Origin of the sequence: Leisingera thetidis, from assembly GCF_025857195.1 — a bacterium.
Lineage (GTDB): Bacteria > Pseudomonadota > Alphaproteobacteria > Rhodobacterales > Rhodobacteraceae > Leisingera > Leisingera thetidis.
On record NZ_CP109787.1, the window covers coordinates 3,060,072 to 3,084,517 of the forward strand.

The window sequence follows — 24,446 nt, forward strand, 5'->3', positions numbered from 1 at the left end:
TAGAACAAGCAGTCCGCGGAGGCCGTTTCTGACCTTGGAGTTGTTGAGCAGGCAGCGAGGTCTATGGCTGGGCTCATTGGCGTAAGGCACCTTCTGCGTTTAATCGCGATGGTACCACACAGCTGCGCTGTGACCAGCTTGGCCTGATTTGGTCCCATTGCCGCAGTCTGAATTTAGTGTGCGAGCACGGCCTTTTCGAAACGGGGAGTGATGCCAAATTGCCTCTTGTAGTGTTTCGAGAAGTGGCTGACCGATGAGAAACCGCAGGCAGTCGCGACATCAATCACGCGCATCTGCGTTTGCTGCAAAAGCGCGCGCGCTCGCTCGAGCCTGAGAACCGTCATATAGCTCTTTGGACTGTTTCCCAAATGCTGGCTGAAGAGCCTTTCGAGCTGCCGCGTCGAAATACCAACCTGTTCAGCGATGATTGACGGCGAAACAGGATCCTCCAAGCATTCCTGCATATAGCCTATTGCCTTTGACAGTTTTTCATTCCTGAATTCGACGCGCCGGAGACTGGCCACAACCTGGCGGCTGCTCCCTTCCCGCACAGATGCACTGAGGAGCTGATCAGCAACTTGAGTGGAGGCTTCCGGGCCGGCCTTCTGACAGATCAGCTCGGAAAAAAGGTCTAGCGTTGCAGCGCCGCCGCCGCAGGAGACAACGTTGGCTGCCTCCTCAAAAATCGTGCAGACAGGATCCAGTTCAAGAAAGCTCTCTTGAAAAATGGGTTTCATCCTCCAGTGCGAGCTGATCCGCCCGCCTTTTGCAATGCCGATCCGGGCAAGAAACAGCGCTCCGCCCCCCAGCCCGCAAAGCCGCGCCCCAATTCTTGCGGCCTGCCGCAGCCAGGCCGCGGTTCTGCCGGACTTGGGGTAGTTTTGGGAATTGAAAGCGCAGCAAATGACGATGCAATCCTCGCGGCGCACCTCCGGCAAAGCGCTGTCAACCGCGGCAGTCAGCCCCGATGAGGAGGTAACGCTGCCGCCCGTTTCGCTGACAATTTTCCACTGAAAAAGCGTCTTTCCCGATGTTTCGTTTGCGGCGGCCAAAGAATCGATACCGGATCCCAAGTCCAAAGCTGAGAACCCCGGCATCAGCAAGAACACAAAGCGGTTCATTGTAACCGGATCGCATCGTTCCATGCCTATTTTCTTCTCTGGCCGCCCCATAGTCCTAGTCCCGAGTTAGGAACGCATGTTTGCGCCGTTGGCGTCATAGGCCGGGCCCGCCAAGACCAGCGCATCATAGAAGTTGCCGAGGATTTCCACCTGAAGCTTGGTTCCGGGATCCGCGAATTCGGCGGCAACATAGCCCATCGCCATCGACTTGCCGACATGATGCGCATAGCCGCCCGAACTGACATAGCCGACCGGTTCGCCGTCTTTCAGGATCGCCTCGTCATGGGCCACGTCGATCCCCTCAACGTCGATGGTCATTGTCACCAGCTTCTGGGAGACACCTTCATCGCGGGCCTTCAGCGTTGCCTCTTTGCCGACAAAGTCCTTTTTCCAGTTGATGAAGACATCCATCCCGGATTCGACCGCGTCAAAGTCGGGACGGTATTCCATCGTCCAGACACCCCAGCCCTTTTCGAGCCGCATCGATAGCAGTGCGCGTGCGCCGTACCAGCGATAGCCCAGATCCGCGCCGGCCTCTTCGATGGCGTCTGCCAGGCGCATCAGATATTGCGGCTTGCAGTAGATCTCATAGCCCAGTTCACCGGAGAAACTGATCCGGTTGATAATCACCGGCACGCCGCCGACAAAAGTCTGGCGCAGGTCGCGGAACTTGAAGGCTTCGGCTGAAACATCGTCGCGCGTGATCCGGGCAAGCAGTTCCCGCGATTTCGGGCCTGACAGGGCGATGCCGTGCCAGTCGTCCGAAACATTGGCATAGGAAATGCCTGCGGGCAGGTCTTTTTCGAACCAGCGGCGGTGCGCCTCCTGCATCGCGCCAGAACCGAACAGCATAAAGTGATCCTCGGCCAGACAAGCCACGGTCAGGTCTCCGTAAAGCTTGCCCTTCGGTGTTAGCATCGGTGTCAGCGCCAAGCGTCCGGGTTTGGGGACAAAACCGGCCAGGATATGGTTCAGGTATTCGCGAACGCCCTCGCCCTTGAACTCATGCTTGGCAAAGTTGGCAATCTCGATGCCGCCGACAGCTTCGCGCACGGCCTTGATTTCCCGCGCGACATAGTCGTGCGACCGGTTGCGCTCGAAGGATGGAACCTCATGCGCATCCTCGGGACCGTCGGCAAACCACAGCACATGTTCCAAGCCGAACCCCTGGTCCATCACCGCCCCCTTGGCGATCATGCGGTCATAGAGCGCAGTTGTCTTTTGCTTGCGGCCCTTGGGCAGGGTTTCGTTCGGGAAGGTCATCACGAAGCGGCGTTCGTAGTTCTCCGACGACTTGATGGTACCCCAGTCAGGTGTCGCGAACTCGCCAAACCGTGCTACGTCCATCGCCCAGACATCGATGGAGGGTTCGCCGTCGATCATCCACTCCGCCAAGGTCAGGCCCACGCCGCCGCCCTGGCAAAAGCCCGCCATGACACCAACAGCCACCCAGTAGTTCTTCATGCCCGGAACAGGACCGATCAGCGGGTTGCCGTCTGGACCAAACGTGAACGGGCCGTTGATCACATCCTTGATGCCGGCATTGGCCATCGCCGGGAGACGTTCGAATGCGGTTTCCAGGCGGTCTGCCACTCGGTCCAGATCCGGCGGCAGCAGTTCATGGCCGAAGTCCCAGGGCGTCCCGCCGACTTTCCACGGGGTCGCCTGGGCCTCGTAGGTGCCCAGCAGCATGCCCTGCCCTTCCTGGCGGCAATAGACGTTGGCCTCGAAGTCGATCCCGTGCGGCAGTTGCTGACCGAAGTTCACAACTTCATCCATGCGCTCAGTGATCAGGTAATGGTGCTCCATCGGCTGAACCGGCAATTGAATGCCCGCCATATGACCCACCTCACGCGCCCACAGACCGCCGCAGTTCACGACATGCTCTGCGTTGATCGTGCCCTTGGGGGTGACGATGTCCCAGCTGCCGTCCGGGCGCTGCGTCATACCGGTTGCGCCGCAGTGGGTGAAATACTGTGCGCCATGCGCCTTGGCCGCCTTGGCAAAAGCATATGTCGTGCCGGACGGGTCCAGATGGCCGTCCTGCGCATCCCACAGAACCGCGTGATAGTGGTCCGGATCGATCAGCGGGTGACGCTCGGCCAGTTCCTTGGGCGAGATGAATTCCTGATCCAGGCCCATGTAACGCGCCTTCGAACGCTCGCCCTTCAGGTAGTCATACCATTCCTTGGTGGAAGCAGCGTAGAAACCACCGGTCTGATGCAAACCGACGGATTGGCCTGACAGTTCCTCGATTTCTTTATAAAGGTTGATCGTATATGACTGCAGGCGCGAGATGTTAGGGTCAGAGCTGATGGTATGGATGCCCCCGGCCGCGTGCCAGGAGGAACCGGATGTCAGCTCGTCACGCTCAAGCAGCACCGCATCTTTCCAGCCAAATTTTGCAAGGTGGAACAGGATTGAGCAGCCAACAACGCCGCCGCCAATAACAACGACTTTGGCGTGGGACGGAAGTTTCTTGCCGCCTGTGGTCTCTTCGGTCTGAATAGTAGGCATGTTTCGTTCATCCTCAGGGATTCAGCTCTCATAGCGCCAGGGAATAGGGTGCGCGCACCCCGTTTGAATTCCAGGCCATCTCTGAATGAAAGCGGGGTTTCTGATTGTTAATGAATTGCGGGTCGGCAGCGCGATCACGTCCTTTGCGACCCGCGAACCGATCCTGTAAGCGTTAGAAGTCCGTCGCTGAGCCACCCTCGGCCTTGCGCTTGGCGACAAAAGCGTCCAGCTCGTCTCGGATCGCCGGATCCAGGACCGGAGCCTCGTATGAGGCAAGCCGCTTCTTCCACTCCGCGTTTGCACGCTCGATCGCAATCGGCGATCCAGCCTCTTGCCAGGTTTCAAAGTTACGCCAATCGCTCAGGATTGGTGAATAGAAGGCATCGCGGTAACGCGCCTGGGTGTGTTCAGTGCCAAAGAAGTGACCCGCCGGCCCGACCTCATTAATGGCTTCCAGCGCCAGATCGTCAATGCTGGTCGAAACCGGTTGCAGGAATTCTGAAATCATCTGCAGCAGGTCGATATCGAGGATCACCTTCTCATACGAGCAGCACAGGCCCCCTTCGAGCCAGCCGGCCCCATGCATGAGCATGTTTGCGCCGCCATTGATGGCGCCCCAAAGCGAGAAAACCGCCTCATATGCAGCCTGCGAGTCGACCGTATTGGCCGCGCATACATTCGATGAGCGATAAGGAATGCCATAGCGCCGCGCCAGCTGGCCGCCGATATGCTGCGCCTTCATGTATTCCGGCGTGCCAAACGCCGGTGAGCCGGTCTTCATGTCCACATTGGACGTGAAACCGCCATACATCACCGGCGCGCCCGGGCGCACCATCTGGGTAAAGGCCACCCCCGCCAATGCCTCGGCATTCTGCAATGTCACGGCCCCGGCAATCGTAACCGGCGCCATTGCCCCGGCCAGCGTGAAGGGTGTGATCACGACAGGCTGGCCCATCTCGGACAAAGCCATCACCCCCTGCATCATCGGAATATCGAGCTGCAGAGGAGAGTTCGTGTTGATGATCGAGAACATACACGCCTGATCACGCATCTGCTCGTGTGTCAGACCATGGGCAATCCGTGTCATCTCGATCGCATCGGACACACGCTCCTCGCCTAGCGAGTAGATACAATACGCCTTGTCGGTCAGCGTGATGTAATCCTGGATGCAATCAAGATGGCGGACAGAGGCGTGAATATCGACAGGTTCGACAGGATACCCGCCGGTCACGTTCAGCACATTGTGCATCTGGGCCAATCGCAGGAAATTGCGATAGTCTTCCTGATTGCCAGCACGCCGTCCCCGGTCCGTATCAGAGCAATTCGGCGCACTTGCCATCATGTTGAAAACAATATTGTTCCCACCCATAACAACGTTGTGCTGGGGGTTGCGCGCGTGCAGCGTGAACTCCGACGGAGCACTTGCAACGGCTTGGTTAATCAGATCCGGATCGAAGCGCACGCGCACTTCGCCATCCCTGACATCTGCACCCGCCTTTTTCATCACGGCGCGCGCGTCATCGTGCAAAACGTCCAAGCCGGTTTCTGAAAGCAGTTTCAGGGATGCCTGGTGAATATGTTCGACCTGATCATCCGAAATGAGCTCAACGGCCGGATAAGGACGCTTAAGCTGGGTGAAGGGCCGCTGCACGATTGCTGGGGCCGGCGCCCCGCCATCACGGCGGCGTCCGCGGCGTCCGCGCGCTCCTTGGGACAGTTGATCAGTAGACATCCAATAGCACCTTCATGGCCGGAATTGAGCTTGAGAACGAGAGGCTTGGGTTCAAGCCCTCAAGTCCGTTTCTGCGGGTGGAAGCTGGATGAAGAACCAAGCCGCAGGCCGCCGCTCAAACTTGCGGAGGCTGGCGGGCTTGCCGGCCCGCCAGAGCCCGGAGGCACCAGACGAAGGTTCTTTTTATGTATTCCAATATACCGCATTGAATCCGATATATAGGAATGATGCAAAGATTCGGTCAAGCCCTTCTGCGGCCCTCCCCTCAAACTGACGCGGTCGGCTCCTGATACTGAGTCGGCTGGGCCACGAGAAGGATCGCCTCCGTTTCCCCGTCCGCCTCATTGCTAATGCGATGATTGCAGTCACTGCGGTACCGCAGTGTATCACCAGCCTCAGCCCGGACAGTACGATCGCCAACCGTTACCGACAGTGACCCAGACAAGCAGGTCAGGTGTTCAAAGGTGCCAGGGGCATGAGGCTTTGAATCTAGCTCTGCTCCAGGCTTCATGAGCAGCCTGTGCCATTCAACAGGAAGAACCGTTCGCCGCGGACTGAGCATATACAACTCACATTTCCCATCCGCGCTGCGCCGCATTGGCGTGGAATAGTGATGAAGATGCTCAATTGGCTCCTCTTTACCAGGCCCGCTTTCCAGCAAGCTGAGATCAATCCCAAGCGCTTGAGAAAGAGCCCAGACGATGGAGAAGGTCGGGTTTGTGGCGCCCCGCTCAATGGCAGACAGCATTGACCGGGACACCCCGGTGCGCTCAGAGAGCCGCTCCAAAGTCAGGCCAAGCGACTTTCTGGCCTCCTTCATGATTTTTCCGATATCTGGAGTGGCTGCGTGTGTGTTCATTCTCAATATCCAATATATTAGATTTTTCTTTACTGACTGCTGAAGCCTTGCTAAGTCCACAATATTGGAAATCCAGGGGAATGCTATGCTCTACTCCAGCACTCGCGGGAACGCACCCGCTCGATCCCTCCGGGAATTGCTAAGCCGTGGCACTGCTGAGGATGGCGGTCTTTACGTGCCCGGGACCTGGCCCGAACTCACACCCGGCGAACTGACTACGCTGGGCGGGCAGCCCTACGACCAGATTGCATCGGATGTTCTGGCGCTATTTGGCGGAGCCGAGTGGCAGAAGGGCGATTTCACCGCAGGCATAAGACATGCACTGGCCGGTTTTGAACGCAATGATGGCCCGCCCCTGACCCGCCTGAATGACCAGCTATGGAGCATGGAGCTATTCCATGGTCCCACACTCGCCTTCAAGGATTACGCCCTCGCTCCTCTGGCGGAAGCGATCGACCGGGAACTCGCACTCACCGGGAAACGGGCTACAGTACTCTGCGCAACGTCCGGAGATACCGGCGCAGCTACGGCTAACGCCTTTGCGGGGCGTTCGCGCGCCAATGCAGTAATTCTGTTTCCGGAGGGCCGCGTATCTGACGTGCAGCGCAAGCAGATGACCTGTCTGGGAGCGGAAAATGTCCAGGCCATCAGCGTCCGGGGAGACTTCGATGACTGTCAAAGCATAGTCAAAAGCCTGTATCAGAGCGAAGCTTCCAAAGAATATAGCTACACGGCTGTTAATTCGATCAACCTGGCCCGGATCCTCCTTCAGACGTCCTATTACATTTACGCCTCGGTGAAGATCCACAACGATTGCGGCCAGCCTGTGAACTTTGCTGTGCCGAGCGGAAATTTTGGCAATATCTTTGCGGGCTATATCGCGAAGCAAATGGGTGCTCCCATCGGGAAGCTGATCGTCACCTCAAACGAGAATGACGTCCTTCCCCGGCTGTTCGACACTGGACGGATGTCGAAAGCCGAGACCATTCCAACAATCTCACCCAGCATGGACATTCAGGTTTCAAGCAACTTTGAACGCATGCTGTGGCTTTTGAAAGGACGCGACGGGAACGCAACGCGCGATATGCAAAAACAGCTGGCTGAACAGTCTTACTACGAACTCACGCAAGCCGAGCGTTCCGCACTGACCGAGAACTTCGGAGCGATGAAATGCGGCAAAGGCGACGCCCTGGACACCATGCGCCAGCTCCACAAGCAGTTCGGCAAGATCATTTGCCCGCATTCAGCAACCGGATATTTCGCGGCAGATCAGCTGAAGGCAACGCTTGACGGTCCCATTGTTGTCGCTGAAACAGCCCATCCGGCAAAATTCCCGACGGCTGTCGAAGAAGCGCTCGGCACACTTCCGGATACGCCTGCGCGGCTGATGGACCTGTTTGCCCGTGAAGAGGAGTTCGCAACCGTCGATCCGACGGTTGAAGCGGTGCAAAGCGTGATCGACGGAAAATTCGGAACGCCATGAAACTGACGTGCTTGCCCCCGGAGGTTCAATCTCTTCTGAATGAACCGCGTGACATCCTCTTGATCGGGATGTCGGGAATCGGAAAAACGCTCCTTTCGAGCTATTTGAACCAATCCGGGGCGTGGCACTATGTGTCGGTAGACGCCCAAATCCAAGAGCGGTATTTGCGCGAGCAGATTCTTGATGCCTTCAATGCCGAGGTCAGCAAGGGTGCAATGCTGTCCAAGCTGAAAGAACTAGGCATTCTCAGCCTGGACAATGAATTGTGCAAGGACACGCTTGCGCCTTTGACGTCCTATTTGGGGATGCCCGGCAACCCGGACAAAGGCGGGATCGAATTCAACGAATATGTGAAACGGCAAAACTTGCATCGGTTGGCTGAACGCACGGCGGTCGAGGACCTTCTTCGGCTAGGTGCCGATCAGCCAATTCTGGCTGATTCCAGCGGATCGTTCTGCGAATTGTTCACTGCCGGTGACCCCACATTTGCTGCTTTGAAAGACAGGTTCCTTGTGGTGTCGCTGAGGGAGAACGACGAACTCGTCGAAAACCTGATAGCGAGATATGTTGCGAACCCGAAACCAATTTACTATCCGCCGGACCTGCTTTCTGAATACTGGGCTGAGTTTTCGGCTACGGCTGGAAACCGGGACAGGGATGTCGACCCGAGGAAGTTTGCACTCTGGTCGTATAAAAAGTTGGTTTCTGTCAGGCGGAACAAGTTTGCGGCACTGGCCAAACACAGTGACATAACAATTAATGCTGCGGACTTGCGATACGCCTATGAGGTCGCGGATGCCGTTTCGGAGGGAAAATGACATGAGCGGGACTTTTGCATCCGGCAGCGTCGCACTGATCACCGGCGCCAGCAGCGGCATCGGTGCCGCCACCGCGCGGCACTTGGCCGAACGCGGGGCGCGCGTGATCGGCACCGGACGCAACCGCGACCGATTAGAAGGGCTGGCGGCGGAGCTGGGCGACAGCGGCCTGATGATCGAATTAGACGTGCGCGACGAGGCCGACGTCACCGCCGCTCTGGCCGGGTTACCCGCACCTTGGCGCGACATCGACATCCTGATTAACAATGCCGGCCATGATGCCGGCGGCTGGCAGGTCTTTCAGGATCTCGACCGGGCCGCGAGCGACGATGTCATCGACACCAACGTCACCGGCCTGATCCGCATGACCTCGCATATCGTGCCAGGGATGATTGCCCGAAACCGGGGCCATATCGTCAACATCGGGTCCATCAGTTCATTCTCGCCCTATCAGAAGTCCGCCGTCTACTGCGCCAGCAAATTCGCCGTGGATGGATTCACGCAATCGCTGCGAATGGACATGGCCGACACCTTGATCCGGGTCACTCAGATCGACCCGGGCGTTGTGCTGACCGGGTTCTAGCTAAACCGTTACAAGGGCGATCAGGCCGCAGCGGATGCGTTTGTCGAAAGCTACCCGACCGGGCTGACGCCGGACGATGTGGCACGCTCTATCTGCTTTGCTCTGGAGCAACCTGCCGGTGTAATGATCGACCAGATTATTTTGGAACCAACGCTCGGCACCTAAGCGATGCTGCTTGGGAAATTCAGTTGCTAGTCATTCGAGATCTGGTACTTCGAGGCATGTTGATAAATCGAAACTCACCGAGTTTGGTGCGCGGTATCTTAGTCTTGCTTTAAAACGCACCCGCCGTTAGGCCCGCCACGCCTCTGAGCCATCGAAAGAACTGCACCGAGCGGGTTTTGGCTTGTTGCTCTTCTGAAATCTCAAGCCAGTATCCGTTTGGCCCAACCACAGTTGTTGGAGAAATCTGGACAAGGCTGCCTGCGTTGAGTTCATATTCAATCATATTGCGGTCGACCACGGCGACGCCGACCGAATTTTTGGCTGCCTGAATGGCAAGCTCAAGCGTTGCAAATTCCATGGATGTCCCGCTGGGAATATCCGGGTTGTCCGGCTCAAGTGCCAGCCAGTCCTCCCACAAAGGAAAGCGCACACCTTTGTCAAAGACATGCAAAAGGCAGCTGGCGCGCATGGCCTCACGGTCCTCAAAAAGTGCCGGCGAACAGACGGCAATGTGCTGTTCCACCAGCAGCTGCACATGTTCGGATCCTGCGGTGGGATGTGCGCCAAATTGAACGACGCAATCCATGCGGATATCAGGCCATGGCTCGGTGTGGACGGCCAATTCAACACCCGGAAACCGTTGTGGGTAGGATGACAGGCGCCGTGTCAGCCAACGGGACGCCAAGGTGGGTGGCGCCAGCAGGTTGATTTTATGCCGTTGAAGGGATCCGGTGGCTTCGCCCACGGCGTTTTCCAGAAGGCCAAATGTCTCGAAAATCCGCTGATGGAAGACCCGGCCCTCTTCCGTCAACGAAATGCTGTTGCCGACCCGATCAAACAGCTTGAGATCCAATGCATCCTCCAGCGCTCTTATCTGCCTGCTAACAGCGCTCTGGGTGACGCCAAGCTGCTTGGCCGCGCCGGTAACGCTCAGACAGTTGCCAACAACCGAAAAGGCCCGGAGCGAGGTGAGACTTGGGGAATTATTCATTGGTGCGATGCGCAAGCCACTGTGGGATAGTGCCATGCAACTTAGTCAGTTCTCGCGCCAACGTCATTACAAAAAGGAATGCTTATTCCTTTTTGTAATTTGCCTGAATCCCTGAATTTCACCAAAGACACGCCACGACAGCTCGACACGAGGGAGGCGTGGTGTCCGTGGATCACTTCAGGACGGAGCATGATACCCTTGGCTCGGTATCTGTGCCTGCGAATGCCCGCTATGGCGCTCAAACACAGCGCTCCGCAGAACTTTTCCCCTTATTTGGCGCGCAAAAGTTATCTGCTTATCCGCAGTTGATCGAGGCGATGCTGCATGTCAAACGCGCGGCTGCGCAGACCAACGTGTCCATCGGAGCCATGCCGGAGGACGTGGGAGAAGCGATCAGCGCGGCCATAGACCATTTGTTGACACAGCCTCTGGAGACGGATTTCCCCATACATTCATTTCATGGGGGTGGCGGAATCGGCATCAACATGAACGTCAACGAAGTGCTGGCCAATCTCGCCAACCATCAGCGATTTGGCACGTCTTTTGGCAGCAACGCACCGCTGCATCCGAATGATCACCTTAACCTCAATCATTCCACCAGCGACTGCCTGTCAACCGCCTGCCACATCGCGGCCCGTGCCGCCTGGGCGGGGCTGGAAACCGAGCTGCTGGGGCTGGTGGATGACCTCGGTCAGAGCGCGGCCCGGATGGGAGACCAGCCCAAACTGGCACGCACCTGCCTGCAGGATGCGGTGGATATTCGCGCCGGGGACTATTTCGGCGGGGTTGCGCATAATCTGCGCAAGCTGACGGCGCGCGCCGGCGCAGACGCCAGCGATCTGGCAGCCGTGAACCTGGGCGGCAATATCATCGGGCGGTCTGATGATTGTGACCCGGATTTCTTCAATCAGGTCATCCATCAGTTGAATACGGTTCTGGAACAGGCAGGCCTGGCCCATGATCTGCGCCGCACCGACAATCTGTTTGCCGCGTCGCAAGCTCATGATCCGCTGCAAAACCTGGTGTCCTCGCTGGAACAGATCGCCCGGACGCTTATCCGGTTTGGCGGGGATCTGCGGCTGATGGCGTCAGGGCCCAATGCAGGCTTTGGCGAAATCCGCCTGCCGGTAAAGCAGCCCGGCTCATCGGCCATTCCGGGCAAGATCAATCCGACGGTCCCCGAATTCACTATGCAATGCGCCATGATGGCCTGTGGCCGTGCGGCGACGGTGCGCATGACCCAGGATCACGGGGAACTGGATTACAACCCGTGGCAGATGCTGGTCGTGATCGCCCTGCTTGACATGATTGCCCTGTTGCAGAGCGGGGTGTCCTCGCTGCGCCGCAACTGTGTACAGGGGCTGGAATTGAACTCCCAGCGCAACACCGAAAATGCGCAAGGGCTGGGCCCGAGCCTCATGCAGGTCAAACGCAAATATGGCTACAGCCGTGCCTCGGCCGTAGCGAAACAGGCCGCGGGCGATGTGTCCATCGTTCGCGCAGCTCTTTCCGGAATAGAGGAAGTACAATGACACTCGAAGCAGATCTGAGCTGGGCCAAAACCTGGCTAAAGGCAGAAAAGAAGCAGTATATCAACGGCCAGTGGGTGGCCGGTGCAGGTCAGGCTTGGGATGTGAAGAACCCCGCCACAGGCGAAACCCTCAGCACCATCGCGCTGGCCGATGCGGGTCAGGCGGATGCCGCCGCAGCTGCCGCCCACCGCTGCCATCAAAGCGATGTCTGGAGCCGCAAGACCACCCGCAAACAACGCGCCGATGTGCTCAATACCATCGCCCGGCTGATCCGCGAGAACACGCAAAAGCTGGCTATTCTGGAAAGCCTGCCGAACGGCAAGCTGCTGTCCGAGGCCATGGTGGACGACATCCCGACCTGCGCCGAGATCTTCGAATACTACGCCGGCTGGACCGACAAGTTCTACGGTGAGGTCTCGCCGGTTGAAGACGGGTTTCTGAACTTCACCAACAAGGAACCCGTGGGCGTCTGCGCCCTGATCGCACCGTGGAACTTTCCGCTCTATCAGGCCAGCCTGAAAATCGCGCCTGCGCTGGCCATGGGCAACACGGTGGTGATGAAACCCTCCGAATACACGCCGCTGGCCACGCAATTTCTGTTCGAACTGATCGACCGAGAGCTTGACCTGCCCGCCGGGCTCTTGAACCTGCTGGTTTGTGACGGGCCGGTGGCCAACCACCTGACGGTCAGCCGCGACGTCCACAAGGTGTCCTTTACCGGCAGCACCAATGTGGGCCGTCAGATCGTGCAGAACTCGGGTCAGTCTAACCTTAAGGCAGTGACCCTGGAACTGGGCGGCAAATCGCCTTGCATCATCTTCGACGACACGCCGGATCTGGACGCAGCGATCGACCGCGCCTTTACCGTCATGTTCTCGCACAAGGGCGAGAAATGCTCCGAGCCGACCCGCTTCCTGATCCAGAAAGGCAGCTATGACTATGTCATGAGCCGCCTGATCGAGAAGGCCGAGGCGGTGCGCTGCGGCGATCCGCTGTCCGCAGATGCGCAACAGGGCCCGCAATGCAACGCGGCACAGTTCAAGCGCATCATGGATTACATCGAAATCGGCAAAGGTGAAGCCGAACTGGTCGCTGGCGGTCATGCGGATCAGCAAGGTGACAACGCCAACGGCCTGTTCATCCGCCCGACAATTTTTGCGAATGTGCCAGGTTCCGCACGCATTGCTCAGGAGGAAATCTTCGGGCCGGTTCTGTCCTGTACGCCTTTTGATACCGCCGAAGAGGCGCTGACCCTGGCAAATGACACCACCTATGGCCTGGCCGCCGGGGTCTATACCGCCAACATCAACGTGGCGCACCAAATGGCGGATCGCTTGGATGCGGGCATGATCTTTGTGAACCGCTATGGCTGTTACGGCCTGTCCAGCCCGTTCGGCGGATTCAAGGAAAGCGGCTGGGGCAAGGAAATGGCCATCCATTCGCTGAGTTCCTACACCAAAACCAAAGGGGTCTGGATCGCCTACGGGTGATCCTTCTCCAACCTCTCCACCATCAATTCATTCACTAGGAAAGACTGTAGAATGAAATACACACGCCTTGGCAATTCGGGCCTGCGCGTCTCTCGGCTGTGCCTTGGAACAATGAACATGGGTTCCAAGGATTGGAAGCCGTGGATCTTTGACGAAGCCGAAAGCGAGCCGCTGATCGGCCACGCACTGGACAACGGGATCAACTTTGTCGATCTGGCGGACTTTTACTCGGCGGGCGAAGGCGAAGCTGTGGTGGGCAATATCCTGCGCCGCCTGGCGCGCCGGGATGAGCTGATCCTGACAACCAAACTGGGCTACCAGATCGGTCAGGACGTGAACTCTTACGGAACGTCGCGCAAGCATATCCTCGATGCCATCAATGGCTCACTGCAGCGTTTGAAGATGGACTACATCGATATCTACATGCTGCATTACTTCGACACCGAAACCCCGGTCGAAGAAACCATGGAAGCCCTGAACGACGTCGTACGCAGCGGTAAGGCGCGTTACATCGGCGTGTCGACCATGTACACATGGCAATTCGCCAAGATCCTGAATGTCTGCGAAAAAAATGGCTGGACCAAGCCGGTCAACATGCAGCTTCAGCTGAATTGCGCCTACCGTGAAGAAGAGCGCGAAATGATCCCCTACTGCATGGATCAGGGGATTGGTGTGTCGTCCTTCAGCCCGCTGGCGCGGGGCACCCTGGCCAATGATCCCAACTCGACCCGCAACAAGACCGACTTCTTTACCGCGCAGATGTACAATGACCAGGCGTCCTATGACATCGCCTGTTCCGTGCAGCGTGTGGCCGAGGCCAAAGGCATCACTTCCTCGCAGGTGGCGCAGGCCTGGGTTCTGCGCAAGCCAGAGATTTCGTCGATGCTGGTCGGTGCGGACAGTGTTGCCCAACTCGACACTGCCTTTGCGGCGCTTGAGACAGAACTCGATGCAGAGGATTTGCACGAGATCGAACGCAACTACACGCCCTGTGACCTGATCAACGACTACACAGCAGAAAAGCGCACCCCGCGCACCCCGCGTGCAGCCATCGGCAAATATGCCGGCCAGACACCGGAAAACCACGACCTGAGCATCCCGAGTACGGCCATCGGCCAATACTCGGATCAGGCGGCAAACGTGGCTTGATCCACTGCCCGCGTGCCTCAAGCACGCGGGCATGTTTTCGCATGTCTCCAAGCTTCTGAAAGGGATGCACAGAATGAACACGCATTACAGGGATCACCGGAAGATCGACCCAAGCCAGGGCGCACGCCTTGGCGACGGGACGGAAAATGACGGCAACCGGGTCGAGATCGGACCAACCGCGCTCGCCCATGCCGAATGGCGCGAGGCGGGTCTGGAACTGCCTGACCTGGCCGAGATGCGCAAAGCCCGCCATAAGCGCCTGACCGACGCCATCGTCGCGCGCGGCTATGGCGGCCTTCTGATGTTCGACCCTTTGAACATCCGCTACGCAACCGACACGACGAACATGCAATTGTGGAACACCCACAACCCGTTCCGGGCCTGCCTGCTCTGCGCCGACGGTTACATGGTTATCTGGGACTACAAGAACGCGCCGTTCCTGGCCGAGTATAATCCGCTTGTCCGCGAGAGCCGGTCCGGCGCGGACATGTTCTATTTCGCACGCGGCGACCGGATCGGCCCGGCGGCCGACGCCTTCGCCGCCGAGGTGGCGGACCTGCTTGCCACCCACGCACCGGGCCATACTCAGATCGGCATCGACAAGATCCAGCCTGCCGGATTGGACGCGATCCGCCGCGCGGGGTTGGAGTATCGCGACGGCGAGGAAGTCACCGAACGCACGCGGGGAATCAAGACCGAGCACGAGTTGCGCGCCATGCGCTGCGCCATCCATTCCTGCGAACGCGCCATGGCCGCAATGGAAGACTTCGCGCGCACGGAGATTCCGAACGGCGGGGTGACCGAAGACGACGTCTGGGCCGTGCTGCATGCCGAAAACATCAAACGTGGCGGCGAATGGATCGAAACACGGCTGCTCACCTCGGGGCCGCGCACAAACCCCTGGTTCCAGGAATGCGGGCCTCGGGTCATCTCCGAGAATGAGATCCTCGCATTCGATACTGATCTGATCGGACCTTACGGCATCTGCGCTGACCTCAGCCGCACATGGTGGATCGGCGACGACCTGGCGCCGGCCCATATGCGCGAGAGCTATGCCGAGGCCGTCGAACACATCCGCTACAACACGGCGCTCCTGCAGCCTGGCCTCCACATGGAGGACCTGACCCGCTCATTGCATGTGCTGCAGGACAAGTATCAGGCGCTCAAATACTCCTCGCCGATGCACGGGGTGGGGATGTGCGATGAGTGGCCTCTGATCGCCTATCCCGACCGTCTGGTGGAAGGTGCCTTCGACGCCGTTCTCGAGCCCGGCCTGACGCTGTGTGTCGAGGCGCTGGTGGGCGAGGTCGGCGGGGACCACATGGTCAAGCTGGAGGATCAGGGCGTGGTGACCGGCAGCGGGTTCGAGACGATCTCAACCTATCCGCTCGACGCGCGCCTGATGGGCTGAGCAACCCAGTCAGAATTTGCAATGCGCAAATCCCGCCAGCAAACCCCAAACACAGTCTGCTGGCGGAACAGTTTTCACAAACCAGGGAGGAAAGTATGAAACCACCTTTAGGAGAATTGGACATTCCAGTTTCGGAGAGCGGCTTTTACGCCGGGTTTTCGAAAAACGTGGCCGTTGGCGCCAAGCTGCTCGTCACGGCGCTGATCGTATGGGCCGTAGCCTTTCCCGAGAGCGCTTCATCAGCGCTGGGATCCCTCAACACGCTCATTCTCGGAGTGTTTAACTACTGGTACATCTATGCAGTAGCCTTCTTCCTCATCCTTTGCCTGGTGCTGGCGCTCCTGCCGGTCTCCGGTCGCTTGCGGTTGGGACTAGACGGTGAAAAGCCGGAATTTTCGAATTTCTCATGGTTTTCCATGATGTTCAGCGCGGGGATCGGGATCGGGATGCTGACTTTTGCGACCGCTGAACCGATTTACCATTTCCAGAACAACCCCAACGTGATCATGGGCGAAGTTGCCGGCACCTCGGCAGAAGCCGTACGCTCGGCCTATATCTGGTCCTTCGCGCATTGGGGGCTGTCGGCCTGGGGCGCATATGCAATTGCCGGGCTGGCCTTTGCCTATTTTTCCTACCGCCGCAATCTGCCGCTGACGGTGCGCACTGCATTGATCCCGCTGTTCGGCAAGTCGCTTTCGGGGCCGCTGGGGCATTTGGTCGACATCGTGTCGGTGGTCGCCATTGTTTTGGGCATTGCGCAGACGCTTGGGTTTGGTGTGGAACAATTCGTGGCCGGCCTGGCACGCGTTGGCGTCGGTGACTGGCTGCTGGTGGCCGACGGAAACGGCGGCCAGAAAGCCTCTTTCGCCGCGATCCTATTCGCCCTTTTGGTCATTGTCGGCGCATCTACGCTGTCGGCCCTGTCCGGTGTCGGTCGCGGAATCAAATGGCTGTCGAACCTGAATATGGGGCTGAGCTTTTTCCTGTTGGCGTTCTTCCTGATCTTCGGATCCACGATGTTCGCTCTCGAAGTGTTTTTCGTCGGCATCTGGGACTACCTGCTCGCGCTGCCGGAAATCAGTTTCACCGTGTGGTCTGATGATGGCACCGAGAAGGGTGCGGCTCTGGCCGGATGGCAAGGCGGCTGGACAGTGTTCTATTGGGCCTGGTGGATTGCCGTGACGCCGTTTGTCGGCCTGTTCCTGGCCCGGATTTCACGCGGTAGAACAGTGCGTGAATTCATTCTTGGCGCGATGATCATTCCGTCGATCATGTGCTTTATCTGGTTTGCCTTTATCGGTGGAACGGCCATTGATCTGGAACTGAGCGGCGCGGCCGAAAACGCGATCCTGGGCGTTGGGATTTCCGATCAGCTCTATGCCACACTTGCGGTCCTGCTCAGCGACGGGCTGACCTGGGTTTTCTCGGTTATCGTCGTCGTATTGCTGCTGACCTATCTGGTGACATCCGCGGACTCGGCTGTGTTGATCATCAACACGATCAACGCGGCCGGTGACGATGGTCCAAAGGCGCGCCCCCATATCATCTTTTGGGGTATAGCGCTGGCATTGGTCGTTGGCGCCCTGCTCGTTGTCGGTGGCCTGAAAGCCATTCAAACCGCGATGGTCATCGCCGCGTTGCCGTTCAGCTTTGCGATGGTACTGATGGGCTTTGCACTGATCAAGGCGATCATCAACGATAGCCGCCGGAACGCGGCAGGAGTCGCATCGACAGTGGATGATGAGGATCCGTTACCGGCTGAGTAACGGCACACAATACTCCCAGAGCGCCCGCATGACCTGTTGCGGGCGCTCTTTCAGCAATCAATCTGGGGAGGGCTTTGTCAGGTTCTCTGCTCGATGAAGGCGGATTTTTGCCCCGACAGCCGCACACCAGGTCCGCGCGCATTGGCAACGAACTCCGGCCCATAGCACGTCGGGAAGATTAGCCGCTGAGAGGCTATGGCCACGCGCGCAGCCCTCAAATCGCGCAGCGGGTAGCCAAAACCGGGTCTCAGGTCTCAACAGTGGTTTTTTGTAAACCACACCGCGGAGGAGGCCGGGTATGACCGCCACCTATTCTACTGCGCCGACCTTACTGGTCGCCATCGACATTTCCAAACACCGCCACGAAGTTCTGATCGGTGATCCCGGCAAGAAGCGCCGCCGCCACAGCCGCTCGATCCAACTGAAACTGACCTGCCAGACTGGATCTCGCAGCGGCACGGCGCCCCCCCCGATATCGGAAGCTGCCATCTTGCCGGACCAGCTCGGTCATTTCAGCAACCAGTCAGCCCTGGTATTCCCGACCCCTTGGACGATGCCGCTGCGCCACCGGCGGGCACATGTTGAGCGCTTGACGCGGACGTGTGTGGTTGTATTGCCTGACGCATCAATCAATGACGATCTGCGCCTGTTTTGTGGTCTTCAACCGTTCGGCATTGGGCATCTCACGGCGAAGCGTTCCATTGAAACGTTCGCTGTATTCGTTCTCCTAGGGTGATCCCGGAAAGATCCGAATTGGGGTCACACCGACCTTCTCGAGCCAGCTCCGGGTTGCCTGGGATGCAAACTTCGGGCCGCAGCCGGTTTCGAGGGTGTGCCGTGACCAGATGCGGAAGCGCATAATTGTCCCGGTTGCGTCAGGCGTATTATCGAGCTCAGGATTTCTCCCGTGCGTTAGGACCTAAGCATCAGGGCCCTATTTCTCCGCGCTGAATGCCAGCTGGCCGCATCGGTAAGGAGCACGGCGCAGAAACATTTGAATGGGGTTTTCCACATTCCCGTTGTCTCCGGCCATCCCGATTTTCGCCTTCCTGGCCTATATTTGTCCAGATATCGGAGATCAGCAGGACTGGGCCTGAACACGCGTTTGCGCGAACGGGAAAGGCTTGCCCCAGGAACAGAAGGACAGGTCATGACCGAACGCAGGACCCACATGGTCAAGTTCCGCTTGAGCGAGACTGAGAATCAGCAGCTGGAACAGATTGCCAGGCAGAGCGGCTTTGCAACAAAAGCAGGTTATCTGCGCCATGCAGCGCTGGAGGCAGGCGGTGGTGATGCGGCCCTTGCAGAGGAGATCGGAAAACTCGGTCTGGCGGTCAACGCCCTGCACGGCCGTGTGCCCGCCTCCCGGATCGGCCGTCTCGCCGAAGCGGTCTGCCAGCTGGCCGAGGCTTTGGCCATGCGCGGGGCGGCACGCTGATGCGCCCATACGTGACCTTCCACAAAACCGCCCAAGCCGCCGTCGCTTACATTTTCGACGATGGCGCGGAAATTATTGGCGGCACGATCCCGGTTCTGCCCCGGCGTCGGCTTAGTCAGTATCTCGAACATCTCGCGGCGGGTCATGACATCATTCATATGACGCTGTCCTTGCCCGAAGGCTTGCGCGCAAGCAGCGGCCAATGGACCCGGATTTTCCTGACGGCGCTGCGCGAAACAGGTTTCCCGGAATTCGCAACCCCATGGCTGGCCGCGCGCCACCCCGGCAAAAGTTGCGACCATGTCCATTCGGCCATCGTATCCAGGACCTTTTCAGGGTGGGTGGTGAGGCCCCGGGTATCCCGAAGAAACACCGACCGGGTGCATGGGATGCTGGCGCGACATCTGGGCCTCGAAAGGCCTGTATATTTCGATCCGAAAATCCCCGACCTGACCCCGCCAGTGCCGCAGCGCAACCTGACCACCGACCTCCGCCGCCAGTTACATACCGACCTCGGCTCAGTGTTCCGGCACCAGCAGCCACGGTCCCTCCCCGAGCTAGACGCCGCCATGGGTCTTGCCCCCGGTGAGTTTCGGCGCACCCGGACCCTAAACACGCACAGGACCAAAAGCGATCTCTGGGTGAATGGTGCAGGCAGCGTGCTAGGCGGAAATCTCGGTCCGGCTTGGGAACCACGGCACCTGCGCAGCCGCCTCGAATTCGCCCGCAAATTGGACGAAGCACGAAGGTTTCTGGAAGCCGCTAGTTTTTTCAATGCCCTTAACCAATACAGACCCGAATTCACGGAGTTCATACATGACCACATCCGTACCGAAAACGCTTCACCTGCCCGAGGACCATCAGGTGCTTCTCGACCAATTGATCCGAAACGAGGAACACATCAGAGTGTTGCACCCGCTACTCGCGCTTCTGGAAACGCCCGAGCGGGACTCCAAGACTCTGGCGCAAGGGCTTCTGTCAGCGCTTCTACAGGTCTCCGAGGACCTGCGCCTTGGCCGTCAGCAGCAGGAAGCCAACCAGCAGCAGATGGCCGCCCTCGAACGAAAGCTCGACAGCGTGCTGACCATCCTGAACCTGCCCCTGGAGTGACATTTGGCATCCTCTTGCGGCATGTCATCGCCTGCATCGGCGCAGGTCGCGGTTCTTGGCAGATTGCCCGCCAAGACGGGGAACTCCCTCTTCGCATCATGTTCGGCGATGGCAGCTTTGCCGCCGCCGGACCCCGCAGGGCTCTCGTGCGCGGCCCAGGAGGTGAGGCTGAGCAATTCTGCTTGTCCTTTGCCCCCTTGATTGCGCCTTCCCTTAAGATCCCTGTCCCGGAGGAGTACAGCGGCCCGTCGCTCGAGTGATTGGGCCCATCCGGAGGATTGGAAGCTGCTTTTAGGCTGCAGCCCGACCGAGATAGGATGTGACTTCCTCCGGTCTGTTGAACCGTTCGGGTAAGAACAGCTCTGCAGAAAAATGCGCCGCCGCCGTTTCGCCTACGCCGATGACCGAGGTGAGGTGCTTGAACCAAGCCGCCAGGCGGCGGTCCTGGCTAATACTGCCTCCTGCACCGTTGGCAGCGAAGCGCAGGAAGCACCATTTGCAAAGTCGGCCGTTTGACGCAACCAGCCGAGGTTTTGTGCTGCAGCGCAGCCCGCCGTTTCTGCCGTTCGCTGCGACTGCGAGGTGCTGGAGCCGGTGAACTCACACTGCGCCGGACGCAAGCTGTCGTTCGCCGCGGCTGCAGCATGGGTTGCCAAATACATCTGCTTGGCACAGGGAGCCGACATTGGTGCCATATGCAGCGGACGGCAGGAGCGAGACCAATGTCGAATTCTGCGCCTGCCGCCGAGTGACTGTGACCTGCCCCCCGCAAAATCCCTCACCATGAAGTAGAGTCTGCCCAACCTATGTAGGAGCAGACGAATGCGTAAGAGCCGTTTCACCGAGGCGCAAATCATCGGGATGATCAAAGAGCAGGAAGCCGGGATGCCGACAGCGGAGGTGTGCCGCCGGCACGGCCTGAGCCCGGCAACCTTTTACAAGCTGAAGTCCAAGTATGGCGGCATGGAGGTATCGGAGGCCGCGCGGCTGAAGGCGCTGGAAGATGAGAATGCCAAGCTGAAGCGGCTGCTGGCAGACACGATGCTCGACAACGTGGTTTTGAAAGACCTGCTGGGAAAAAGCTGACGACACCGAAAGAGCGGCGAGAGGCAGCGCTCAATGCAATGCGGGATCATGACATCTCGCAGCGCAGGGCCTGCCGGCTTGTCGGCGTCGACCCCAAGACGGTCCGGCGCGAACGCCCGCCGGACCATCCTGAGATCCGCCAGGAGATGAAGGAGATCGCTGGCAAACGCCGCCGGTTCGGCTACCGGCGGATCGGCGTGCTGCTTGAGCGAAAAGGCATGATCATGAACCACAAAAAGCTTTACCGCCTCTACCGGGAGGAGGGCCTTGCAGTGAAACGGCGGCGGAGGCGCAAACGCGCCCGGGGCTCGAGAACGCCGATGCCCGAAGCCACCCAGCCCAACCAGCGCTGGTCCCTGGATTTCCTGGCAGACAGCTTCGGCGCGCCGCGGAAGTTTCGCATCCTGGCCGTGAATGACGACTGCTGCCGGGAAAACCTGTGCCTGGCGGCAGACACCAGTATTTCAGGTGAGCGTGTTGCCCGGGAGCTGGACGCGCTCGTCCGGCTCTACGGAAAACCTGCTTGCATTGTCAGCAACAACGGCACGGAATTCACCAGCCGGACAATCCTGAAATGGGCCGACAGGAACGGCGTGGATTGGCATTACATCGACCCCGGAAAACCGCAGCAGAATGCCTTTATCGAGTCATTCAACGGCAGCCTGCGGGACGAGCTTCTCAATGAAGAACTGTTCGATACCCTGGACGATGCCCGCCGCAAGCTGGCGCTGTGGCGCTACGATTACAACAACGTCAGGCCGCACTCTTCGCTGGGGAACAGAACGCCAAAGCAAGCGCGGCAGGCGCTTGAGCTATTTGAGGGCTCCGCGCTTGCCGCGCTTGCCAAGCCCGAGACCGACGATTACCAAAACCAAACCCGCAGACTCTCCTCATGAGCGAGGGACCAACGGGGGGCAGGTCAAAGGCACGGTCGCGGCGAAGTCGCCGGCAATCTCGGGGATGAGGCCGACGATGACGAACTCGGTCGTGCCGATCGCGAAGGCCGCGATGGCCAGGGCAAAAACTGCGATGGACATGATAACCTCATCTTACCGGAGAGCCGCGGCGACGGCCTGCGCGATGTCTTCATCGCCCTCGACAGTGGCACCGGCCACGCCGACCGCGCCAAGGAAGGTGCCTTCCTCGTCACGGAGTCCGACCCCACCACCGAAGCTGATCAGCCCGCCATTGGTGTTCTCGATCGTGTAGATCGCGCCCGAGGGGCGCGCCCCTGCGCCAAGCGCGATGCTGTCGGTCTGGAACAGGGCCGCGGTGCGGGCTTTTTTCTGTGCCACGTCGATGGCGCCGAGAACCGCGCCTTCCATACGCTCGAACCCGGCGAGCTGGGCGCTGGCATCAACGCAAGGTGGACAGGCGACGACTCGCCCGCCCTTGGAACACGCGACCTCGTTTTCGCGCAAGATCGACTGCGACGTCGGTTCACTGGTTTCAGTCCAGATCCGACTCGGGAAGAACGAGGTAAATAAGAACCCCCAACATCGTCATGAAAATCCGGAAGGCACTTGGTACTCCATTCCAAGTCTCAGACATCCACATACCGAACCACTCGCCGCCCATCGACATGAAGCCCACTTGCCACGTGAGAAACCCCAACGTCAGTCTAGCAATCGCCACCGCCTTGCTCTTATTGAATTCGACCGCTGGCGCGCTTCTGTTCGTCAGAAGTTTGAAGCCGCCGATCCAGCAGAGAAGCGCTGTCAAAGCCTCGAGAAGGATAATGAACAGATAGCCGGCGTGGTGCATCCAAGGAGATTCTATTGCCCGATACTTGATACTGGCCTCCGGGAAAATCGTGTCCATCGAAAACACGTGCTGCACGAATGCGAAATTCGAGCCGTAGTCGGTGACATTCCCGAACACGACGAGCGATGCGAAGAAAGCGATAGCCATGACTAGGAAGGATTTGGAAAGCCGTAGTATCATATCTTGCGGTCCCATATTTCGTATTTGGGCGTCTTCAAATGGCGTAGGGGCCGGATTGCAGGGCCCTGCTGACCATACGGCTCCCACGGCCGCTTGCTATCGAGGGTCACGACCGAAACTCCGCCTGCGCATCAGTCAGCCGCATCGCGAGGTACGCCAGCAGCGCGTAGATCAGTGCCAAGACCCAAAGAACCCGAAATTGCCCGGTAACATCAGACAGCGCGGCACCCATCTGGTTGATGCGCACGGCGGCGTCGATGCCGGAGGTTGACGGGACGAGGCTAGCCACCCACTGCAAGAGCTCGGGCATCGCCTCGCTCGGCCACGCGATACCGGCCATGAAAAACAGCGGCAATCCGAGCAGACTGCAAACAAGCTGGACGATCAAAGCATCCCGCAGAAGCGCTGCAAGGAACAGGCCAAGCGCCGACGCGGCTAGGCTGAACGGGATCGCGATCGCGAGGCTCGACCAGACATCGCCAATGCGCGGAATGTTATAGACGTAGGGGATGATGATCGTGGCCACTAGGTATAGGAACACGCCGGGGATCATGTAGGCGAGCAACTTGCCGGCAGTGGCAATGACCGGCGGGGCACTGACCCTTGGGGCTTCTGAAGGCAGGGTGTTCAGCAGACCCACCCCCATCAGCAGAAGCTGCTGAACGATCAACAGAAAGACGGCCGGAACCACATAGCTGGCATAGCCGCCCTCGGGGTTGAACAGCGGGATCATGTTGATGCGTATTGGTGAAGCCACCGCGAGCGCCTCCTCCGGGTTCATCCCGTCGACGGCAAGCTGTCCGATCACCACGTTCGTCCCGAGCCGTTGAATGGCGGTGCCGATGGCCGATCGCAGCTTAGAGAAGATGAGGAAATAGCTGGCGTCTCCGTAAAAAGCGACCGCCGCCTGCCGTCCGCTCAACACCTCGCGTTCGAAATGCTGCGGAATGAAAAGATAGCCCGAGACCCTGCGCTCGAAGACGGCGCGCTCGGCCGAGGCCACATCGGGCAGCTTCATGACGACACGGGCGTTCTGCGACACGTCCACGTCGCGGGTGAGCTGCCGCGAGGAGGTCGTGTCGTCCCGGTCCACCACCGCGACCGCGACTTCTCGCAAGACCTCGGAACTGTAGGGTTGCGGATAATAAAGTCCGAGAATTGCGATTGCGATGAAGAAGATTGCGAAGATGCGGCCGTTGCTGACGAGGTTATCCAGTTCGCCACGCACGACAGAAAGAAAGGTTGTCATGG

Annotated in this window: 22 protein-coding genes; 12 read left to right on the forward strand and 10 right to left on the reverse strand. The window is 58.9% G+C overall.

All coding sequences use genetic code 11. The features are described from left to right. Nucleotides 1-173: 173 nt before the first annotated feature. From OKQ63_RS14710 to OKQ63_RS14725, 4 genes are all read right to left on the reverse strand, one after another. Nucleotides 174-1,145 (reverse strand): GlxA family transcriptional regulator, encoded by a 972-nt coding sequence (locus OKQ63_RS14710; RefSeq protein ID WP_264210804.1) that lies wholly within the window; start codon nucleotides 1,143-1,145, stop codon nucleotides 174-176. A 42-nt stretch (nucleotides 1,146-1,187) separates the two neighbouring features. Next, nucleotides 1,188-3,638, reverse strand: coding sequence for a GcvT family protein (locus tag OKQ63_RS14715; protein ID WP_264210805.1), 2,451 nt, complete (start codon nucleotides 3,636-3,638; stop codon nucleotides 1,188-1,190). Between the two features lie 172 nt (nucleotides 3,639-3,810). Next, nucleotides 3,811-5,370, reverse strand: a complete 1,560-nt coding sequence (locus tag OKQ63_RS14720) for a trimethylamine methyltransferase family protein (protein ID WP_264210806.1) — start codon at nucleotides 5,368-5,370, stop codon at nucleotides 3,811-3,813. 265 nt (nucleotides 5,371-5,635) lie between these two features. Beyond that, nucleotides 5,636-6,229 (reverse strand): helix-turn-helix domain-containing protein, encoded by a 594-nt coding sequence (locus OKQ63_RS14725; RefSeq protein WP_264210807.1) that lies wholly within the window; start codon nucleotides 6,227-6,229, stop codon nucleotides 5,636-5,638. An 85-nt stretch (nucleotides 6,230-6,314) separates the two neighbouring features. Here OKQ63_RS14725 and thrC point away from each other — a divergent pair, with 85 nt between their 5' ends. Genes thrC through OKQ63_RS14740 form a run of 3 tightly spaced genes read left to right on the forward strand, consistent with a single transcriptional unit; the run spans nucleotide 6,315 to nucleotide 9,113 of the window. Beyond that, entirely contained in the window at nucleotides 6,315-7,712 is a 1,398-nt protein-coding gene (gene thrC / locus OKQ63_RS14730) for a threonine synthase (RefSeq protein ID WP_264210808.1), read from the forward strand. Further along, nucleotides 7,709-8,530, forward strand: a complete 822-nt coding sequence (locus OKQ63_RS14735) for a hypothetical protein (protein ID WP_264210809.1) — start codon at nucleotides 7,709-7,711, stop codon at nucleotides 8,528-8,530. Before thrC ends, OKQ63_RS14735 begins: the two co-directional genes overlap by 4 nt. A 1-nt stretch (nucleotide 8,531) precedes the next feature. Then, nucleotides 8,532-9,113 (forward strand): SDR family oxidoreductase, encoded by a 582-nt coding sequence (locus OKQ63_RS14740; RefSeq protein WP_264210810.1) that lies wholly within the window; start codon nucleotides 8,532-8,534, stop codon nucleotides 9,111-9,113. Nucleotides 9,114-9,387: 274 nt separating this feature from the next. Here OKQ63_RS14740 and OKQ63_RS14745 read toward each other — a convergent pair whose 3' ends face one another. Next, the gene (locus tag OKQ63_RS14745) at nucleotides 9,388-10,305 is read right to left on the reverse strand and encodes a LysR family transcriptional regulator (protein ID WP_264210811.1); all 918 of its coding nucleotides are present in this window, start codon (nucleotides 10,303-10,305) and stop codon (nucleotides 9,388-9,390) included. 125 nt (nucleotides 10,306-10,430) lie between these two features. Here OKQ63_RS14745 and OKQ63_RS14750 point away from each other — a divergent pair, with 125 nt between their 5' ends. The 8 genes from OKQ63_RS14750 to OKQ63_RS14785 all read left to right on the forward strand — a co-directional run bounded on the left by OKQ63_RS14750 (nucleotide 10,431) and on the right by OKQ63_RS14785 (nucleotide 20,165). Beyond that, on the forward strand, nucleotides 10,431-11,801 hold the full coding sequence (locus OKQ63_RS14750; RefSeq protein ID WP_264210812.1) for a lyase family protein: 1,371 nt from the start codon (nucleotides 10,431-10,433) through the stop codon (nucleotides 11,799-11,801). After that, nucleotides 11,798-13,291 (forward strand): aldehyde dehydrogenase family protein, encoded by a 1,494-nt coding sequence (locus OKQ63_RS14755; RefSeq protein WP_264210813.1) that lies wholly within the window; start codon nucleotides 11,798-11,800, stop codon nucleotides 13,289-13,291. The genes OKQ63_RS14750 and OKQ63_RS14755 overlap by 4 nt, the downstream gene beginning before the upstream one ends. A gap of 51 nt (nucleotides 13,292-13,342) precedes the next feature. Beyond that, on the forward strand, nucleotides 13,343-14,440 hold the full coding sequence (locus tag OKQ63_RS14760; RefSeq protein WP_264210814.1) for an aldo/keto reductase: 1,098 nt from the start codon (nucleotides 13,343-13,345) through the stop codon (nucleotides 14,438-14,440). Between the two features lie 73 nt (nucleotides 14,441-14,513). Continuing rightward, nucleotides 14,514-15,851, forward strand: coding sequence for a dimethylsulfonioproprionate lyase DddP (gene dddP / locus OKQ63_RS14765; protein WP_264210815.1), 1,338 nt, complete (start codon nucleotides 14,514-14,516; stop codon nucleotides 15,849-15,851). Nucleotides 15,852-15,946: 95 nt separating this feature from the next. Then, the gene (locus OKQ63_RS14770) at nucleotides 15,947-17,617 is read left to right on the forward strand and encodes a BCCT family transporter (protein ID WP_264210816.1); all 1,671 of its coding nucleotides are present in this window, start codon (nucleotides 15,947-15,949) and stop codon (nucleotides 17,615-17,617) included. Nucleotides 17,618-17,915: 298 nt separating this feature from the next. Then, nucleotides 17,916-18,353, forward strand: coding sequence for a hypothetical protein (locus OKQ63_RS14775; RefSeq protein WP_264210817.1), 438 nt, complete (start codon nucleotides 17,916-17,918; stop codon nucleotides 18,351-18,353). Between the two features lie 414 nt (nucleotides 18,354-18,767). Beyond that, nucleotides 18,768-19,055, forward strand: a complete 288-nt coding sequence (locus OKQ63_RS14780) for a plasmid mobilization protein (protein ID WP_264210818.1) — start codon at nucleotides 18,768-18,770, stop codon at nucleotides 19,053-19,055. An 816-nt stretch (nucleotides 19,056-19,871) separates the two neighbouring features. After that, nucleotides 19,872-20,165 carry a hypothetical protein gene (locus OKQ63_RS14785; RefSeq protein ID WP_264210819.1) on the forward strand — a complete coding sequence of 98 codons (294 nt, stop codon included), beginning with the start codon at nucleotides 19,872-19,874 and terminating at the stop codon, nucleotides 20,163-20,165. A gap of 291 nt (nucleotides 20,166-20,456) precedes the next feature. Here the strand turns inward: OKQ63_RS14785 and OKQ63_RS26140 are convergent, their stop codons facing one another. Continuing rightward, nucleotides 20,457-20,714, reverse strand: coding sequence for a transposase (locus tag OKQ63_RS26140; protein ID WP_350356312.1), 258 nt, complete (start codon nucleotides 20,712-20,714; stop codon nucleotides 20,457-20,459). Between the two features lie 273 nt (nucleotides 20,715-20,987). Here OKQ63_RS26140 and OKQ63_RS14790 point away from each other — a divergent pair. Then, nucleotides 20,988-22,147 (forward strand): IS3 family transposase gene (locus OKQ63_RS14790; protein WP_264210820.1). Its coding sequence is split into 2 segments (ribosomal slippage): nucleotides 20,988-21,246 and nucleotides 21,246-22,147, totalling 1,161 coding nucleotides; the frame shifts between segments, so codons are not numbered across the junction. Here OKQ63_RS14790 and OKQ63_RS14795 read toward each other — a convergent pair. The 4 genes from OKQ63_RS14795 to OKQ63_RS14810 all read right to left on the reverse strand — a co-directional run bounded on the left by OKQ63_RS14795 (nucleotide 22,142) and on the right by OKQ63_RS14810 (nucleotide 24,444). Then, entirely contained in the window at nucleotides 22,142-22,288 is a 147-nt protein-coding gene (locus tag OKQ63_RS14795; protein ID WP_264210821.1) for a hypothetical protein, read from the reverse strand. The two genes, OKQ63_RS14790 and OKQ63_RS14795, sit on opposite strands and share 6 nt — an antisense overlap. A gap of 12 nt (nucleotides 22,289-22,300) precedes the next feature. Continuing rightward, nucleotides 22,301-22,576: a GlcG/HbpS family heme-binding protein gene (locus tag OKQ63_RS14800; protein WP_264213931.1), complete on the reverse strand. Its 276-nt coding sequence runs from the start codon at nucleotides 22,574-22,576 to the stop codon at nucleotides 22,301-22,303. A 124-nt stretch (nucleotides 22,577-22,700) separates the two neighbouring features. Further along, nucleotides 22,701-23,162: a DUF2165 family protein gene (locus tag OKQ63_RS14805; protein WP_264210822.1), complete on the reverse strand. Its 462-nt coding sequence runs from the start codon at nucleotides 23,160-23,162 to the stop codon at nucleotides 22,701-22,703. 139 nt (nucleotides 23,163-23,301) lie between these two features. Then, nucleotides 23,302-24,444 carry an ABC transporter permease gene (locus OKQ63_RS14810; RefSeq protein WP_264210823.1) on the reverse strand — a complete coding sequence of 381 codons (1,143 nt, stop codon included), beginning with the start codon at nucleotides 24,442-24,444 and terminating at the stop codon, nucleotides 23,302-23,304. Nucleotides 24,445-24,446: the final 2 nt, after the last annotated feature.